We start from the raw sequence: 16,847 nt of genomic DNA, 5'->3' as shown, positions 1-16,847 counted from the left end.
ACTCGTTCGGCCTACCGTGCTACAACTGGTCTACACCACTCAGTGGTGGAGGTAGCGCGGTGATGACCGCGTTCCCCTTTCTGTGAGACGCCGCCGTCCCCCGTCGAACTCTTCCTGGGCGGCGCCGTGCCCCCTGGAGGAAGTTCATGTCCACAGACACAGCCGCGCCCGCGAGCCCGAGCAAGGGGTCGGCCGTGATGGCCGTCATGCAGCGGATCGGCCGCAGCCTCATGCTGCCGGTCGCCGTGCTGCCCGCCGCCGCCCTGCTGGTCCGCCTCGGCAACACCGACATGCTCGGGCGCGAGTCGTTCCCCGCCTTCATCACGAAGATCGCGGGCTTCATGGCGGCCGGCGGCAACGCGATCCTCGACAACATGGCGCTGCTGTTCGCCGTGGGCATCGCGATCGGTTTCGCCAAGAAGTCGGACGGCTCCACCGCCCTGGCGGCCGTGGTCGGTTACCTGGTCTTCAAGAACGTGCTGGCCACGTTCACCGACAAGAACCTGCCGAAGGTCGCCACGGCGGTCGACGGCAAGGTCGTCATGGTCGACGCTCCCGTGGACGCCAAGGTCCTCGGCGGTGTGGTCATGGGCATAGTCGTGGCCCTGCTCTACCAGAAGTTCTACCGGACCAAGCTGCCCGACTGGGCGGGCTTCTTCGGCGGCCGCCGTCTCGTGCCGATCCTGTCCGCCTTCGCCGGCCTGGTCATCGGCATCGTCTTCGGCTACGTCTGGCCGGTCCTCGGCACGGCGCTGCACAACTTCGGCGAGTGGCTGGTCGGTTCCGGTGCGGTGGGTGCGGGCATCTTCGGCGTGGCCAACCGTGCGCTGATCCCGATCGGCATGCACCACCTGCTGAACTCCTTCCCGTGGTTCCAGGCCGGCACCTACGAGGGCAAGAGCGGCGACATCGCCCGGTTCCTGGCGGGCGACCCGAGCGCCGGGCAGTTCATGACGGGCTTCTTCCCGATCATGATGTTCGCCCTGCCGGCCGCGTGCCTGGCGATCGTGCACTGCGCCCGTCCCGAGCGTCGCAAGATCGTCGGCGGCATGATGCTGTCGCTCGCACTGACCTCGTTCGTCACGGGCGTCACCGAGCCGATCGAGTTCACCTTCATGTTCATCGCCCCGGTGCTGTACGCGATCCACGCCGTGCTCACGGGTGTCTCGATGGCGCTGACCTGGGCCCTGGGGATGAAGGACGGCTTCGGCTTCTCGGCCGGCGCGGTGGACTTCTTCCTCAACCTGGGCATCGCGACCAACCCGTGGGGCCTGGCCCTGGTCGGCCTGTGCTTCGCGGCGGTCTACTACGTGGTGTTCCGCTTCGCGATCACCAGGTTCAATCTGCCGACGCCGGGCCGCGAGTCCGACGAGGAACTCGCCGAGCTCCAGAAGGCCGAGGCGAAGTAGCCCGCGTCACGTACGAAGGCCCCGGAACCCGCTCGGGTTCCGGGGCCTTCGTGTGCCGGCCGGGCCTTCAGATCTCGTACGTCTGCCGGGGTGCGGCGAGGTCGACCGGACCGTCGTAGACCTCGCGGGCGTCGGCGACGTTGACCTGGGGGTCCGTCCACGGCGGGATGTGGGTGAGGACCAGGCGGCGGGCGCCGGCCCGGGCCGCCGTCTCGCCCGCCTCGCGGCCGTTGAGGTGCAGGTCGGGGATGTTCTCCTTGCCGTGCGTGAACGCGGCCTCGCACAGGAACAGGTCGGCGTCCCGGGCGAGTTCGTCCAGGGCGGGGCTCACGCCGGTGTCGCCGGAGTACGTCAGGACCTTGCCGCCGTGCTCGATCCGGATGCCGTACGCCTCCACGGGGTGGGCCACCCGCTCGGTGTGCACCGTGAAGGGGCCGAGCTCGAAGGTGGACGGCTTGACCGTGTGGAAGTCGAAGACCTCGCTCATGGAGGAGGCGGAGGGGGTGTCCGCGTAGGCGGTGGTCAGCCGGTGTTCCGTGCCTTCGGGGCCGAAGACGGGGAGTGGGTCGCAGCGGCCGCCGTCGTGGCGGTAGTAGCGCGCGACGAAGTACGCGCACATGTCGATGCAGTGGTCGGCGTGCAGGTGGCTGAGGAAGATCGCGTCGAGGTCGTAGAGACCGCAGTGGCGCTGCAACTCGCCCAGGGCACCGTTGCCCAGGTCGAGAAGCAGCCGGAAGCCGTCGGCCTCGACGAGGTAGCTCGAGCAGGCCGATTCCGCGGACGGGAACGACCCCGAGCAGCCGACGACGGTGAGCTTCATGAAGCAGAAACCTCCGCTGGCGGGAAATGTCTGAGAGGGGCGTCGGGGGTCGTGCGGTCCGTCGAGCGTAAGGCGCAAAACCTCCGGTAGCTCCTCCGCCAAGGCCTGTTGTGGGCGAACTCACCTGTGCTGTCACCGGTTCGGCTGGCAGGGTCGGGGAGTGATCCTCGTGAGAGGGGCGCGTGGCAGGGGCGGCGCCGGTAACGTCTCAGTATGGACACGTCCTGGTGGCTGGCGCTCGCCGCGGTGGTACTGCTCGCGCTCGTTGCCACGCTCGTCGACGGCTGGGGCCGCGGGCGGCGGCCGTCGGCCCGGCGGGTCCGGACGGCGGCCCCGGCCGCCGCGCCGGAGGGCCGGCCGCAGCCGGCGGAGATCTGGTGGGCGGACGTGCCCTACGAGGACGCGACCCGCACCAAGGACCGGCCCTGTCTGGTGCTGGCGGTGCGTGGGGAGCGGGCGACGGTCGCGAAGATCACCACCCGGTTCCGGGACGAGCGCACCGGAGTGATCCCGCTGCCCCCGGGCTCGGTGGGTGACGCCCAGGGGCGGGCGAGTTTCCTGGAGACGGACGAGCTGCGGGAGGTCCCGGTGTGGGGCTTCCGGCGGCGGGTCGGAGTGGTGGATCCGGCGCTGTGGGACCAGGTGCGGTACCTGGCGGGCTGAGCACCGGAAAAAGGGCTGGAGTCATGGACTCCAGCCCTTTGTGTCGGTGTTCGCCGTCGGCTACGCCCAGAGCTGGCCCTGGAGCGTATCGATGGCCTCCTCCGTCGTGGCCGCCGTGTAGACGCCCGTCGAGAGGTACTTCCAGCCTCCGTCGGCGACGACGAACACGATGTCGGCCGGCTCCCCGGCCTTGACGGCCTTCTTGCCGACGCCGATCGCGGCGTGCAGCGCGGCGCCCGTCGAGACGCCGGCGAAGATGCCCTCCTGCTGGAGCAGCTCGCGAGTGCGGGTGACCGCGTCCGCGGAGCCGACCGAGAAGCGGCTGGTCAGGACGGACGCGTCGTACAGCTCGGGGACGAAGCCCTCATCGAGGTTGCGCAGGCCGTAGACGAGGTCGTCGTAGCGCGGTTCGGCGGCGACGATCTGGATGCCCGGCTTGTGCTCGCGCAGGAAACGGCCCACGCCCATGAGGGTGCCGGTGGTGCCGAGGCCGGCCACGAAGTGCGTGACGGACGGCAGGTCCTCGAGGATCTCGGGGCCGGTCGTGGCGTAGTGGGCGCCCGCGTTGTCCGGGTTGCCGTACTGGTAGAGCATCACCCAGTCCGGGTGCTCGGCCGAGAGCTCCTTGGCGACGCGCACGGCGGTGTTGGAGCCGCCCGCCGCCGGGGAGGAGATGATCTCCGCGCCCCACATGCCCAGCAGGTCCCGGCGTTCCTGCGAGGTGTTCTCCGGCATCACGCACACGATGCGGTAACCCTTGAGCTTCGCCGCCATCGCCAGGGAGATGCCGGTATTGCCCGACGTCGGCTCGAGGATGGTGCAGCCCGGGGTCAGGCGGCCGTCCTTCTCCGCCTGCTCGATCATGTGCAGGGCCGGACGGTCCTTGACCGACCCCGTCGGGTTGCGGTCCTCCAGCTTCGCCCAGATGCGGACGTCGGCGGACGGCGACAGCCGCAGCAGGCGCACCAGGGGGGTGTTGCCGACCGCGGCCAGGGGGGAGTCGTAGCGCATCGGTGATCAGACCATGCCGCCGGCCACGGCCGGCAGGATCGTGACGTTGTCGCCGTCCGACAGCTTGGTGTTGATGCCGTCGAGGAAGCGGACGTCCTCGTCGTTCAGGTAGACGTTGACGAAGCGGCGCAGGCTGTCGCCGTCCACGATGCGGGCCTGGATGCCGGCGTGCCGGGTCTCGAGGTCGGTGAAGAGCTCGGCGAGGGTGTCTCCCTTGCCCTCCACTGCCTTCTGACCGTCGGTGTAGGTGCGGAGGATGGTCGGGATGCGGACCTCGATGGCCATGGCTTCAGGGCTCCTGTCGGGAGTGGTCGGTCAGGGCGCGCGGCAGCGCAGGAACAGCAGGTGGTGCGTGTGTGCAGCGCCGCGGCTCACGGCCGTACGGCGGCAGGGACCGGCGTCAACAGATGGCGCTGGCGAGCCTGCACAGGTCGACGTGCAGCCGCGCCACGAGCAGATCGCCCGGCGTCTTTTCGCTCACGTCATGGAAAACCATGGGCTCATCGTATCGATTCCCGGTCCGGGTCCTGGAATGTGATCCCACATGGCGGACGCATTCGGGCCGGAGAGTGAGACCGCCCTGCTCAGACGTCCTCAGTAGGCCTCGACTACCTGGACTTCCTCCTCCGTGACCTCGCCCTCGACGATCCGGAAGGAGCGGAACTGGAACTCGCCGGCCCCGTCGGTGTCGGCGGTGGAGACCAGGACGTAGTGGGCACCGGGCTCGTTGGCGTAGGAGATGTCGGTGCGCGAGGGGTAGGCCTCGGTGGCGGTGTGGGAGTGGTAGATGACCACCGGCTCCTCGTCGCGGTCGTCCATCTCGCGGTAGAGCTTGAGCAGGTCGCCCGAGTCGAACTCGTAGAACGTGGGCGACATGGCCGCGTTCAGCATGGGGATGAAGCGCTCGGGGCGGTCCGAGCCCGCCGGTCCGGCGACGACGCCGCACGCCTCGTCGGGGTGGTCCTTGCGCGCGTGGGCGACGATCTGGTCGACGAGGGCCTGGGTGATGGTCAGCATGCCGGCAAGGATAAGCAGAAGGGCCGTTCCGTACCGAGGAATGGTACGGAACGGCCCACATGCCGGACGCCCTGAGCGGCAGCCGCAGGGGGTGCCACGAGTACTCCCTGCGGCTGGGCGTCCGCGCGTTGGTCAGCCGACCTTCTCGAACTCCGCGTCGTCGCGGCGCTGGGCGATCTGCGGGTTGCGGCTCTTGAGGACCGCCCAGCCGACACCGAGGGCGACGGCCCAGCCGGCCGCGACGTACAGGCAGACCCGCGCGTCCTTGTCGTACGCGATCATGCAGGTCACGCCGATGAGGAAGAGGAGCGCGACCCAGCTGAAGAGCGCTCCGCCGGGGGCCGGGAAGGACGAGGCGCGCAGCCGGCCCGCGTCGACCGCGGCGCGGTAGCGGATGTGGCTGACGAGGATCATCATCCAGGTCCAGATGCCGGCCGCGGTGGCGACGGAGGTGACGTAGAGGAACGCCTTCTCCGGGACGACGTAGTTCAGGACGACGCCGATGCCCATGAGCGCCACGGAGACCGTGATGCCGACGGCGGGCGTCTTGCGGGCGTTCAGCTTGCCGAACGCCTGCGGGGCCTCGCTGTTGGAGGCCAGGTCGCGCAGCATCCGGCCGGTGGAGTACATGCCCGAGTTGCAGGACGACAGGGCCGCGGTGAGCACCACGAAGTTGACGATGCCGGCGGCGAGCGGGATGCCGATCTTGCCGAACGCGTGGACGAACGGGCTCTCGCCGGCGGAGAACTCGGTCCACTTGACGACGGAGAGGATCACCAGCAGGGCGCCGACGTAGAAGACGATGATGCGCCAGGGCAGGGTGTTGATGGCCTTGGGCAGGGTCTTCTCGGGGTTCTCCGACTCGCCCGCGGTGACGCCGACGAGCTCGACGGCGAGGTAGGCGAACATGACGCCCTGGAGCGTCATCAGGCTGGAGCCGATGCCGTTCGGGAAGAAGCCGTCGTGCGACCAGAGGTTGGAGACGGTGGCGGTGTCACCGGCGTCGGAGAAGCCGAGGGTGAGCACGCCGAGGCCGATGACGATCATGCCGATGATGGCCGTGACCTTGATCATCGAGAACCAGAACTCGACTTCGCCGAAGATCTTGACGGAGATCAGGTTGACGCCGAAGAGCACCACCAGGAACACCAGGGCGCTGACCCACTGCGGGATCTCCGGGAACCAGAAGTGGATGTAGATCGCGGCGGCGGTGAGCTCGGCCATGCCGGTGACCACCCACATGAGCCAGTACGTCCAGCCCGTGACGAACCCGAAGAACGGGCCGAGGAACTCGCGGGCGTACTCGGCGAAGGAGCCGGAGACGGGCCGGTAGAGGAGCAGTTCGCCCAGCGCCCGCATGATGAAGAAGATGACGACGCCCGCGAGGGCGTACATGAGGATGATGCTGGGGCCGGCCTTGGCGATATTCGCTCCGGCACCCATGAACAGGCCGACGCCGATGGCGCCGCCGATGGCGATCATCTGGACCTGGCGGCTGCCGAGGCCGCGCTCGTACCCCTCTTCGGGCACGTTTTCCGTGTCGACCTGCGCAGAGGTCATGTGTGGTGCGCCTTTCTCCATGCCGACCCGGACCTCTCGTCGGCCTCGGATCGGGTTTCGATCCCCCCGGAATGATGGAGCTGAGCGGGCCCGGAAGCCCGCTCGTGCCTGGCCGGCGGTTGCCGGCTCGGTGGCGCACCCGGCCGAACATTCGGGTGGTGTTCGCCGGGCGGTCGTGAAGATTTATCACGGCCGCAACACTGATCACAGGCAGGGGATGTGGCACACCCCACAGGAAAAAGCGGACAAAGCGCTTTCGAAGAGGCCATAGAAGGCGGGTGCGGTGACGGGATCGTTATCCGGATTTGAGTGTCCTCTGAGCGAACACTCTTCGGTCACCCGCCGGTCACAAAACCTGCACTGATCAGGGCATAAGGGTTCCGACCAGCGTCTCCTGGAGTCCACCCAGCCACAGGTAGGCCATCACCATCGGCTTGCGCGGGTCGTCGTCCGGGAGGCGGTAGAGGAGGTCGGTGTCCTCGTCGTCGGTGATCTCCAGCCGCGAGCCGATCGCGAGCCGCAGGTCGTTCAGGGCGCCCAGCCACTGCTGGGACTCCGCCGGCGACAGCTTCAGCACCGCGCCGCCCTCGCCGGCCGAGGCCGAGGAGAGCGCGTCGAGGGAGCGGATCACCGCGAGGGCACTGTCGCGCTTGCCGGCCCGCAGGTCGTTCTCGGTGTAGCGCCGGAACTCCGCTGAATACGCCCGCTGCTCCTCGGCGTCCCGCGACGAGGCGGGCTGCTCGGGGTCGCTGTAGGCGTCCGGGAAGAGCCGCCTCAGCACCGGGTCGGCGGGCGGCTCACTGGGGCCGTCGGCGAACAGCTCGGCGAGCGGGTCGCCGGAGGTGTCCTCGGCGGGCCCGGGGCCGATGAGTTCCAGGAGCTGGACGGCCAGCGACCGGATGATGGAGATCTCGACCTCGTCGAGGGCGACGGCCGCGCCGCCGCCGGGGAGCGGTTCGAAGGTTCCGGGCATGAACGCCTTTTCGCTGCTGGGCGGGGAACTGGCTACTTGCGGTCCTGCTGGAGGGTGGCCCACAGGCCGTAGCCGTGCATGGCCTGCACGTCGCGTTCCATCTCCTCGCGGCTGCCACTGGAGACGACCGCCCGGCCCTTGTGGTGGACGTCGAGCATGAGCTTGGTGGCCTTGTCCTTGGAGTAGCCGAAGTACGACTGGAAGACGTACGTCACATAGCTCATGAGGTTGACCGGGTCGTTGTGGACGATGGTGACCCACGGGAGGTCCGGCTCGGGTACGGCGAAGACCTCCTCCGCCGACTCGGTGCGTTCGATCTCCAGGGGCGCGGGTGACGTCACACTGCCCATGCTGCCACCCGAGGGGGGTAGTCGCACAAACGGGCCTGGCCGCAAGGCGATCGCGTGTCCGCCGACCACAATCGTCAGATTGACGAAATGGGGGTACGCTCCTCACCGTACGGCGGACACCGGGACACCCCCGGACCCCCGGCCGAGACACCACACGGCGAGAAATGGCGAGGAGAGCTGAAGTGGACGTAGCGGACCTTGGGCTGCCGGTGGATGTTCCCTCGACGGCGCTCTTCACGGACCAGTACGAGCTGACGATGCTGCGGGCCGCCCTCGCGTCGGGCACGGCCGAGCGGCGCAGCGTGTTCGAGGTCTTCACCCGGCGGCTGCCGAACGGGCGCCGCTACGGCGTCGTGGGCGGCACCGGACGGGTGCTGGACGCGGTGGAGAACTTCCGCTTCGACACGGCCGTGCTGAACTTCCTGCGCGAGCGGGAGATCGTCGGCGAGGAGACCCTGGACTGGCTCGCCGGCTACCGGTTCAGCGGGGACATCTGGGGCTACCCCGAGGGCGAGGTGTACTTCCCGGGCTCACCGATCATGCGGGTCGAGGGCACCTTCGCCGAGTGCGTGCTGCTGGAGACCGTGATCCTGTCGATCCTCAATCACGACTCGGCGATCGCCGCGGCCGCCTCGCGCATGTCGGCGGCCGCGGGTGACCGGCCGCTGATCGAGATGGGCGCCCGGCGCACACACGAGCTGGCGGCGGTGGCGGCCTCCCGGGCCGCGTACGTCGGCGGCTTCGCGACCACCTCCGACCTGGCCGCCGGCTTCCGCTACGGGATCCCCACGGTCGGCACCTCCGCGCACGCCTTCACCCTGCTGCACGACAGCGAGCGGGACGCCTTCCAGGCCCAGGTGAACACGCTGGGCCGGGGCACCACGCTGCTGGTGGACACCTACGACGTCGCCGAGGCGGTCCGTACGGCCGTGGAGGTCGCCGGGACAGAGCTGGGCGCGGTGCGGATCGACTCCGGCGACCTGCTGCTGGTCGCGCACCGGGTGCGGCAGCAGCTGGACGAGCTGGGCGCGACCGACACGAAGATCGTCGTGACGTCGGACCTGGACGAGTACGCCATCGCCTCACTGGCGGCGGCGCCGGTGGACGCGTACGGCGTGGGGACGCAGCTGGTGACCGGCTCCGGCCACCCCACCTCCTCGATGGTCTACAAGCTGGTCGCGCGGGCGGAGTCCGCCGATCCGAAGGCGCCGCTGGTGCCGGTGGCGAAGAAGTCCAGCGGCGGCAAGACGTCGGTCGGCGGACGCAAGTGGGCCGCACGGCGGCCGGACGCGTACGGGGTCGCCGAGGCCGAGGTGATCGGCACCGGTCCGGTGCCGGCCGGGCTCGCGGACCGGCAGCTGCTGGTGGAGCTGGTCAAGGGGGGCGAGGTGGTGGCGCGCGAGCCGCTGGACGCGGCGCGGGAGCGGCACACGAGGGCGCGCGCGGGTCTTCCGATGTCGGCCACGCAGCTCTCGCGCGGGGAGCCCGTCCTTCCCACGGAGTACCTGCACGAGACCACGGGTAGCTAGGGGGTGCTCTGAAAGTCCAGTGCGGCGAGGGTGCGTGCCGGGCGCCGCGGGTGCTGTGCGGGGCTTTCAGAACACCCCCTGCCGTGACGCGCCGACCCGTGCCCTCTTCCGACCCCTCAACCATGGCCATAGGCTCGTAAGTTCACCGGCCGGGCCTGCCGACCTCATAGCCGAAGGACACCGACCATGCGCCGCGCCTTGATCGTCGTAGACGTGCAGAACGACTTCTGCGAGGGGGGCAGCCTCGCCGTGGCCGGTGGCGCCGACGTGGCCGCCGCCGTCACGGAGCTGATCGGGCAGGCGGCCGGGTCCGGCTACCAGCACGTCGTGGCCTCGCGCGACCACCACATCGCCCCCGGCGGCCACTTCTCCACGAACCCCGACTACGTCCGCTCCTGGCCCGCGCACTGCGTCGCCGGCACGGAGGGCGTCGGCTTCCACCCGAACTTCGCCCCCGCCGTCGCCTCCGGCGCGATCGACGCCGTGTTCGACAAGGGGGCGTACACGGCGGCGTACAGCGGCTTCGAGGGAACCGACGAGAACGGCACGTCCCTGGCCGACTGGCTGCGCTCCCGCGAGGTCACGGAGGTCGACGTGGTCGGCATCGCCACGGACCACTGCGTACGCGCCACGGCCCTGGACGCCGCCCGGGAGGGTTTCCGTACGCAGGTCCTCCTCGACCTGACGGCCGGCGTGTCCCCGGAGACCACCGAGCGGGCGATCGAGGAGTTGCGCGCGGCGGGCGTGGAGCTGTCGGGCAAGCCGGTCCTCCAGTAGCGCCCGCGCCCCGGCCCGGTCAGGTCGTGGCCGTCGGGCGCCTGAGGAGGGCTCTGATCGGACGCCACAGTTCCTGGACCAGGTCCGGGCTCGTCGCGACACCGTTGCCGGGGGCCGTGCGCCATATGAGGCCGTCGGGGTGGTGCAGGACCGCGGTGATCTCGTCGGGGGTCGGCGGGGCGGCGTTGCCACGCAGGTAGACCGACCGCAGGCCGAGGTTGCGGAGCCTGGTCAGGGCCCGGGCGCGGTTCGCGGAGTGGACGAGGACGCGGACGGCGCCGGGGCCGTCGGCGGCGGGGCTGGGCAGGTTCAGTGCCACCACCACCATGCCGTTCGGCAGCTTGCAGAAGCCTCCTGCGGCCATGCGCTCATCCCCCCGTGTCGGTCGGTGTCAATAAGAGAGCCACAGGACGCACCTAAACACGGATCGGCGGTGACCCGCCAGTGGGTCACCGCCGATCATGCTCTGACCTGCAAGGATGCGGATTACCTACCCGCGGCGCCGACCTCCAGCTCGATCGTCGAGCCGTCCTTGGCCTCCTTGAGGATCTTGATCTTCGTGTTGGTGTCAGTGATCTTGACACCCGCGGTCGGGTTCGACTCGTCGTAGTAGTCGTTCTTCCGGTCGTTGAAGACCGGGACGCCCTTCGAGCCCGGGATGTACTTCGCCACGTCCGCCTTGTGCAGCGTCATACCGTCGGTGCGGTAGAGGCTGAACGGCGAGTCGTAGGCCTGGATGCGGTTGCGCATCAGCGTGCCGTCGGCCCACTTCAGCGCGTCCGGGTGCGAGTCGACCGGCAGGACCAGGCCGGCGCCCTGGTGCTGGCTGGTGTTGTTGTCCGCCTGGGAGGTGTCCCACTTCCAGATCAGCAGGCCGTTCTGGTAGGCGTAGTGCTCCACCCAGTCCGGGCGCGCCGTGAAGCCGAAGTTGTACGGGCCGGTCTTCAGCGTCTTGTCGTACGACACGTACTGCCGGTTCTCAGCGAGGTAGTACTGCGCGTAGTCCTTGGTGAAGGACGCGCCGATGCGGGAGAAGCCGGTGGCCTTCCACGCCGCGTCCGCGCTCTCGGCGTTGTCGGAGAAGACGGGCGCACCGTCGGCCGTCACCGTGATCGCGTCGGCCGCGAAGCCCTTCTGGGCCACGCCGCCGTCGGTCTGGTAGCGGAAGCGGAGGTCGATCTTCTTGCCGGCGTAGGCGTCGAGCGGGAAGGCGAGCTTCTTGTAGCCGTCGACCGTGCCGGTCAGAACCGGCTTGTCGCTGCCGTCGCGCGGGATCGGCTGGCCGTCCACCGTGCCGTCGAGGGCGGTGAAGTTGGCACCGCCGTCGGTCGACACCTCGGTGTAGAGGTAGTCGTAGTTGGCCTCGATGTCGTACCAGCCGTCGAGGGTCAGCTGTGCCTTCGACTTGCCGGTCAGGTCGACCGAACGCGTCAGGGTGTTCTTGAGGTTGTCACCGCTGCCGCTCCACCACTGGGTCTTGCCCTCGGCGGGAGTGACGATCTCGGTGGTGACCGCCTTCTTGGGCAGCTCGACCACGAGCGCCTGCTTGTGCTTGGTGTTGTACTCCGCCACACCCAGCTTGTGCCAGGAGTTGACACCGGCCTTGGCCCGGTCGTAGTTCAGCCAGCCCAGCTGGAGCTTGTCCCACGCGGTCATGTCGCCGGGCAGGTCGCCGATCTCGTTCTTGCCGGTGCCGAGCCAGGAACCGGACGACATCAGCGTCCAGAAGCCGGTGGAGTTCTCGCCGCCCGAGGTGTCGTAGTGGTCCGGCAGACCGAGGTCGTGGCCGTACTCGTGGGCGTAGACACCGAGTCCGCCGTTCTCCGGCTGGACGGTGTAGTCGCCGACCCAGATGCCGGTGTCGCCGATCTTCGCACCACCGAGCTTGTTGTTCTCGGGGCCGGTGGCGCCGGCGTCGGTGCCGAAGGCGTACCAGCGGTGCGCCCAGATCGCGTCGGTGCCCTGAGCGCCGCCGCCCGCGGACTCGTCCTCGCCGGCGTGCACGATCTGGAAGTGGTCGATGTAGCCGTCGGGCTCGTTGAAGTCGCCGTCGCCGTCGAAGTCGTAGCGGTCCCACTCGTCGAAGCGCGCCACGTCCGCCTTGATCTGCGCGTCGGTCCTCCCCGCTGCCTTCTGCTGGGAGACCCAGGCGTTCAGACCGTCGCTGACGACGTTCCACACACTGGAGCAGTTGGTGTCACCGCAGGCGTTGTTGCCGTAACGCGCCTCGTTGTAGGGGACCTTGACCCAGTCGGAGACCTCGCCGTCGACCGAGTAGCGGCCCGAGGACTGCTTCTCGTAGTAGGTCTTGACCGAGTCGACGCCCTTGCCGGAACCGAAGTACAGGTCCTGGAAGTAGTCCCGGTCGTAGTCGGCCCGCCAGGCCGTGGAGTTGTCCTTCTTGCGGTCGGGCTTGGGTATCGTGTTGTGCAGCGGGCCCGGGGTGCCGCCGTAGCGGCTGTCGACCTGGTCCCCGAACTCGACCAGGATCGTGAAGATCTTGTCGGTCTTCTCGCGGCCGAGCTCGACGTACTTGTCGTCGCCCTTCTTGCCCTTGAGCTGGACGACCTTCGAACCGTCGCGGTTCTTGACCTTGGTCTTGCCCGATATGACCTGCTTCAGTGCCTCTTCGCGCTGAGCGTCCTGAGTCTTGCTCAGCGGGCCTTCGAGGTCGTGCTCGTCGTGGTGACGATCCGCCGGGTCATGCCGGTCCACGGTGGTGGACCGGGGAGCCGAGGCGTCGTCGGCCACCGCGTACGTCGAGGCGGTGGCGGTGGCCGCCGCGAGCGCCACGCTTATGGCGGCCGCTCTGAACGTCCAGGGTCTACTGGTCACTTGAGATCCTCCCCCGCGTTCGGGCGCGCGGCAGGCAGGGTCCCGGTCATGGAAATCCGCGCGCGCGTGATCAACGCGTGTAGTCAAGTGACGACATTTGACTAGAGGTTTAGAAGAAAAGACAGACCTTGACTTGGACAGGTCAAGTGCATTATGCGGAGGCAATGTTCGTTTTACGGACAACCGAACAGGTGCCCCGCAGCCCTCGGCACCGGCCCTGCGGGCGCGCCATATGTCCACTCCGTGGACGTCATGACTCCGTGCGCCCCCTGTGCACCGCCCTTGTTGATTAGGTCACGCTTACCGTTGGTTCCGGTCGGGCACGCTGCCGGTGAGAATGTCGGATGGCGGAACGCCCGGAAGCCGGCGCAATGCCAGGTCGACACCCCCGTGGACCCCCACTTTCGAGGACATGATGGCCATGCCCCGTCCGACTGCCGCACAGCTCGCCTACGGTTCGTGCACCGTGATCTTCTCGACCCTCGCCATGCTGCTGCTGTCTCAGACGACTTCGGGCGCGGGGATCGCGATCATCGCCGCCGCGGCGCTCGCCCTCGGACTGCTGGTCGCCATGACGGTGCCGCTGTCCGGGAAGCGCCCGGGCGCGATGGAACAGCCCGCCGCACCCCGGGAACCGGTACGGGCCTCGGTCCCGGCGCCGGCCCCCGAGCCGGTGCGCGAACGGGCGGCCTCCTGACCGCCCGTTGCCCCTTCGCGCACCGCCCGCCCTTCCTCACCTGCCTCAATCGGTGCTGACCACGACCGTTTTGGCCGCCTTGTCGTGCAGGCCCTGCTTGTAGGGCCGGTCGAAGAAGCTCCAGCCGCCCGAGATCGCGGTCCAGACGCAGGCACAGCAGAAGGCGAACGGGATCCACAGCACCGCGGCCCGCGTCAGCGCGTTCTGCACGGAGGGCGTCGCGCCGTTGTCCAGGTTGGCCACGCGCAGGCGCAGCAGCTTCTTGCCGAGGGTCTGGCCGGTCCTCGCGGTCATGACGGTGTCGTAGGCGATGTAGAGGACGGCGGCGACCGCCGACTGCCAGAACGACTTGCCGACCTCGATGCGGTCGCTGTCCACGTCGTACTCGTTGACATCGAAGCCCCAGGTGAGCAGCCAGACGACGACACCCACCAGGATCATGTCGATGATGCGGGCGAGGGTGCGCTTGCCGCTGTCGGCGAGCGGGGGCATGCCGGCGAGAGGGTCGGTCGGGTAGGAACCGCCGCCGTACGGATCACCGCCGTACGGATCACCCCCATAGGGGCCGCCGCCCGGAGGACCACCGGGACCGCCCTGGCCCCCGCCCGCGTACGGCGGGGGTTCGCTGCCGTAGGGCGAGCCCGTGCCCTCGCCGGGCGGCTCGTTCGGAGGGCGCTTCCTGAACGGGTCGTCTTCCGGGGGCTGCTGACCGGAGCCGGGGGGCGGTTCACTGCTCATGGCCCGAGTCGACCGCGAACCCCCGGACTCCGCATCCGGCAGACGGCCGTCCGAGGGAGCTCAGCCCGCCACGAACGTGTGTGCGGCCTTGTCGTGCCAGCACTGGCGCCACGGCCGGTCGAAGAGGCACCAGGCCACGCCGATGATCCCGACGACGAGGAGCCCGGGCACGCTGTAGACCAGCCAGCGGCGCAGGGCCGCGCCGAATTCGGGGCTGTCATGTCCCTCGATGTCCCGGACTTCCAGGCCCATCAGCTTCTTGCCGAAGGTGCGGCCCCACTTGGCGGTGGGCAGCACCTCGCAGAGGACACCGGCGAGCAGCAGGACGGCCAGGATGATGCCGAGGTAGATCGAGGTGGTGCCGTCGAGCAGCCAGACCGTGACGGTCTCGCCGGAGAGCTTGGCCGCGTCGATCTTCTCGTTGACGTGGTCGATCGCCTTGCCGCCGAGCGGGACTGCGGCCGCGGCCGTGAGGGCGGCGAGGACGACGGTGTCCAGCAGCCGGGCCACCAGCCGCTTGCCGAGCCCGGCCGGGCGCGCCTCCGCCTGGCGCCGGGCCGCCGCCTGGAACACGTCCTCGACCGGCGGCTTCCAGGGCGCGACGGGCTGCTCGTCACCGCCGGCTCCGGCGAGCCGGTGCACCTGCTGCGCCCAGGACGACTGCCCGCCACCGGGGCCCGCGCTGAGGGGCGTACCGGAGGAGGAAGCGGGCGCGGCGCCGGGCTGGGCGCCGCCGGGTCCGGCGGACTGCGGAGGGACGGTGGGGGCCGCCTGGGGTCCGGACAGCGCCGTCGGGGCGGGCCCGGAGGCCTGCGCGCCGTCGTTTCCGGCGCCCGCCTGCGCGGCGGAGGCCCGGGCGGCGGCCGCCTTGCCGGCGCCGAAGCCGGGCCCCGCGGAGCCGCTGCCGGTCGGCCCGGCCTGCGGGCCGAACGCGGGCCCCGACGGGCTCCCCGCGAACGCGGACGCCGCCGCATCACTGCCCGAGCCGGCCGGTCCGAAGCCGCTGCCGGCCGCCCCGGCCTGCCCCCCGAAGCCGGACGCCGGTGAGCCGCCCGCACCCGCCGGGCCGAAGCCGGAGCCTCCGGAGCCGGGCGCCCCGCCCTGGGCACCGAACCCGGCCCCCGCCGGACCACCGTCCGGACCGGCCGGTCCCCCGGCCGGTTGCGAGCCGCCACCGGCCGGACCCGTGCGCGGGGACACCGCGCGGAACGTCATCGTGCCGTCGTCGGGGGCATCGGCCGGGGCCCCGCCCCCGGGCTGCCCCGTCGGACGGCGGAACACGAACGTGCCGCCCCCCGCCGCGGCGTTCGTCTCCTGGCCGGCCGGAAAGGTGCCCGCCGTGCCGTCGGTGCGGGCGGACTCCCCGTCGGGCCGCTGGTCGGAGCGCGGCACCCTCGGGTCACCGGCTTGCGCGCCCTGCTGGGCCGCGCCCTGGGCTCCCTGCGGCGCGCCCCACGAGACGCGGCGGTCCTGGCCGCCGCCGAAGCCGGACTGACGGGAGCGGTCGGCGCCCCAGGCGGAGGCCGGTTCGGGACGGCTGCCGTGCTGGGCGTCGGCGGCGGACGGCCCCTCGACCGGGTCCTCGTCGAAGAAGTGCGGGCCGGTCTCCTCGACCGAGGCGGGCTGCGCCGTCCCCGCTCCGGGCGGCGGCGCGAGCGACTCGCCTTCCCCGGGCGCCGGACGGCTGGTGCCCGGCACCCAGGAGGCACCGTTCCAGTACCGGACATATCCAGGAATGGACGGGTCCGGGTAATACCCTTCGCGGGGCCTGTCGTCACCGGGGGCCGGGGTTGGGGCGCTCATGTCCGTCGTCCCGTATCTGCTCGGGGGCCAAATGGGGGCCTCCACATCTATCAGACGTGCGCGAGCCGCACCGCCGCTCCCACCGGACCCACCCCTTTCGAGCACCGATGTGCTACGCGCCGCGCCGCTCCGGCGGATCCCCCTGCGGAAAAAGTTCCGGCAAGGCGCGTAATGCCGGGGCCCCTGCTCGCTCTCTACCCCTGACCGGCCCTCGCGGGCAGCCATGAGGAGAAGGGAACACCGCCATGCACACCGTGGTGGAGCGGGAACTGGAGCTGAAACTCGTCCTGTCGCCGGAGCGCAGGATCCCGGTGCCGGCCCGGCTCGGGTATCTCACCGACGACCCCTACGCCGTCCACGTCACCTTCCACATCAACTCCGAGCACCCCGTGTACTGGACGTTCGCCCGGGACCTGCTGGTGGAGGGCGTGTTCCGGCCCTGCGGGCAGGGGGACGTGCGGGTGTGGCCGACGAAGACCGAGGGGCGCGGCGTGGTGCTGATGGCGCTGAGTTCGCCCGCCGGGGACGCCCTGCTGGAGGCCCCGGCGGCGGCGGTGTCGGCCTGGCTGGAGCGCACGCTGCGGGTGGTCCCGCCGGGGACGGAGGGTGAGCAGCTCGGGCTGGACGACGAACTGGCCCAGCTGCTCGCCCAATGAGAGGCCGGG

Annotated in this window: 18 protein-coding genes; 6 read left to right on the top strand and 12 right to left on the bottom strand. The window is 70.1% G+C overall.

The window, feature by feature from the left end:
• Positions 1-146: 146 nt before the first annotated feature.
• The gene (locus IO24_RS0127590; RefSeq protein WP_031140085.1) at positions 147-1,409 is read left to right on the top strand and encodes a PTS transporter subunit EIIC; all 1,263 of its coding nucleotides are present in this window, start codon (positions 147-149) and stop codon (positions 1,407-1,409) included.
• A 67-nt stretch (positions 1,410-1,476) separates the two neighbouring features.
• On the opposite strand, the gene IO24_RS0127585 is transcribed toward IO24_RS0127590, so the two are convergent.
• On the bottom strand, positions 1,477-2,229 hold the full coding sequence (locus tag IO24_RS0127585; protein ID WP_031140084.1) for an MBL fold metallo-hydrolase: 753 nt from the start codon (positions 2,227-2,229) through the stop codon (positions 1,477-1,479).
• A gap of 213 nt (positions 2,230-2,442) precedes the next feature.
• Between IO24_RS0127585 and IO24_RS0127580 the strand changes: the two genes are divergently transcribed.
• Positions 2,443-2,892: a type II toxin-antitoxin system PemK/MazF family toxin gene (locus IO24_RS0127580; RefSeq protein WP_031140082.1), complete on the top strand. Its 450-nt coding sequence runs from the start codon at positions 2,443-2,445 to the stop codon at positions 2,890-2,892.
• 60 nt (positions 2,893-2,952) lie between these two features.
• Here IO24_RS0127580 and IO24_RS0127575 read toward each other — a convergent pair whose 3' ends face one another.
• From IO24_RS0127575 to clpS, 7 genes are all read right to left on the bottom strand, one after another.
• Positions 2,953-3,903 carry a PLP-dependent cysteine synthase family protein gene (locus IO24_RS0127575; RefSeq protein ID WP_031140079.1) on the bottom strand — a complete coding sequence of 317 codons (951 nt, stop codon included), beginning with the start codon at positions 3,901-3,903 and terminating at the stop codon, positions 2,953-2,955.
• Positions 3,904-3,909: 6 nt separating this feature from the next.
• Positions 3,910-4,188, bottom strand: a complete 279-nt coding sequence (locus IO24_RS0127570; RefSeq protein ID WP_030837819.1) for a MoaD/ThiS family protein — start codon at positions 4,186-4,188, stop codon at positions 3,910-3,912.
• A 115-nt stretch (positions 4,189-4,303) separates the two neighbouring features.
• Positions 4,304-4,399: a putative leader peptide gene (locus IO24_RS47415; RefSeq protein WP_311688247.1), complete on the bottom strand. Its 96-nt coding sequence runs from the start codon at positions 4,397-4,399 to the stop codon at positions 4,304-4,306.
• A gap of 98 nt (positions 4,400-4,497) precedes the next feature.
• A complete protein-coding gene (locus IO24_RS0127560; RefSeq protein ID WP_031140077.1) occupies positions 4,498-4,920 on the bottom strand; it encodes a M67 family metallopeptidase in 423 nt (140 codons plus the stop codon).
• 132 nt (positions 4,921-5,052) lie between these two features.
• Positions 5,053-6,480 carry an amino acid permease gene (locus tag IO24_RS0127555; RefSeq protein WP_031140075.1) on the bottom strand — a complete coding sequence of 476 codons (1,428 nt, stop codon included), beginning with the start codon at positions 6,478-6,480 and terminating at the stop codon, positions 5,053-5,055.
• A 364-nt stretch (positions 6,481-6,844) separates the two neighbouring features.
• Positions 6,845-7,453, bottom strand: a complete 609-nt coding sequence (locus tag IO24_RS0127550) for a DUF2017 domain-containing protein (protein WP_031140073.1) — start codon at positions 7,451-7,453, stop codon at positions 6,845-6,847.
• A 32-nt stretch (positions 7,454-7,485) separates the two neighbouring features.
• The gene (gene clpS / locus IO24_RS0127545; protein WP_030837810.1) at positions 7,486-7,803 is read right to left on the bottom strand and encodes an ATP-dependent Clp protease adapter ClpS; all 318 of its coding nucleotides are present in this window, start codon (positions 7,801-7,803) and stop codon (positions 7,486-7,488) included.
• A 182-nt stretch (positions 7,804-7,985) separates the two neighbouring features.
• On the opposite strand from clpS, the gene IO24_RS0127540 reads away from it, so the two are divergent.
• Together IO24_RS0127540 and IO24_RS0127535 are read left to right on the top strand one after the other, a co-directional pair.
• Complete coding sequence (locus IO24_RS0127540) at positions 7,986-9,332, top strand: nicotinate phosphoribosyltransferase (protein WP_031140071.1); 1,347 nt, start codon at positions 7,986-7,988, stop codon at positions 9,330-9,332.
• Positions 9,333-9,518: 186 nt separating this feature from the next.
• Positions 9,519-10,109 carry a nicotinamidase gene (locus tag IO24_RS0127535; protein WP_031140069.1) on the top strand — a complete coding sequence of 197 codons (591 nt, stop codon included), beginning with the start codon at positions 9,519-9,521 and terminating at the stop codon, positions 10,107-10,109.
• A 19-nt stretch (positions 10,110-10,128) separates the two neighbouring features.
• On the opposite strand, the gene IO24_RS0127530 is transcribed toward IO24_RS0127535, so the two are convergent.
• Positions 10,129-10,473 carry a hypothetical protein gene (locus tag IO24_RS0127530; RefSeq protein WP_031140067.1) on the bottom strand — a complete coding sequence of 115 codons (345 nt, stop codon included), beginning with the start codon at positions 10,471-10,473 and terminating at the stop codon, positions 10,129-10,131.
• Between the two features lie 122 nt (positions 10,474-10,595).
• Positions 10,596-12,944 (bottom strand): immune inhibitor A domain-containing protein, encoded by a 2,349-nt coding sequence (locus tag IO24_RS0127525; RefSeq protein WP_031140065.1) that lies wholly within the window; start codon positions 12,942-12,944, stop codon positions 10,596-10,598.
• 415 nt (positions 12,945-13,359) lie between these two features.
• Here IO24_RS0127525 and IO24_RS0127520 point away from each other — a divergent pair, with 415 nt between their 5' ends.
• The gene (locus IO24_RS0127520; RefSeq protein ID WP_031140064.1) at positions 13,360-13,641 is read left to right on the top strand and encodes a hypothetical protein; all 282 of its coding nucleotides are present in this window, start codon (positions 13,360-13,362) and stop codon (positions 13,639-13,641) included.
• A gap of 45 nt (positions 13,642-13,686) precedes the next feature.
• Here the strand turns inward: IO24_RS0127520 and IO24_RS0127515 are convergent, their stop codons facing one another.
• Both IO24_RS0127515 and IO24_RS0127510 read right to left on the bottom strand, forming a co-directional pair.
• Positions 13,687-14,379: an RDD family protein gene (locus IO24_RS0127515; protein ID WP_031140062.1), complete on the bottom strand. Its 693-nt coding sequence runs from the start codon at positions 14,377-14,379 to the stop codon at positions 13,687-13,689.
• A 60-nt stretch (positions 14,380-14,439) separates the two neighbouring features.
• On the bottom strand, positions 14,440-16,182 hold the full coding sequence (locus IO24_RS0127510) for an RDD family protein (RefSeq protein WP_078899424.1): 1,743 nt from the start codon (positions 16,180-16,182) through the stop codon (positions 14,440-14,442).
• A 245-nt stretch (positions 16,183-16,427) separates the two neighbouring features.
• Between IO24_RS0127510 and IO24_RS0127505 the strand changes: the two genes are divergently transcribed.
• Positions 16,428-16,838 (top strand): SsgA family sporulation/cell division regulator, encoded by a 411-nt coding sequence (locus IO24_RS0127505; protein WP_031140058.1) that lies wholly within the window; start codon positions 16,428-16,430, stop codon positions 16,836-16,838.
• Positions 16,839-16,847: the final 9 nt, after the last annotated feature.

Origin of the sequence: Streptomyces flavovariabilis, assembly GCF_000725785.1 — a bacterium.
In the GTDB taxonomy this organism is placed as follows: Bacteria; Actinomycetota; Actinomycetes; order Streptomycetales; family Streptomycetaceae; genus Streptomyces; species Streptomyces hawaiiensis.
Note: the sequence above shows the minus strand (reverse complement) of the source record. Positions and strands in the feature narration are given on the sequence as shown.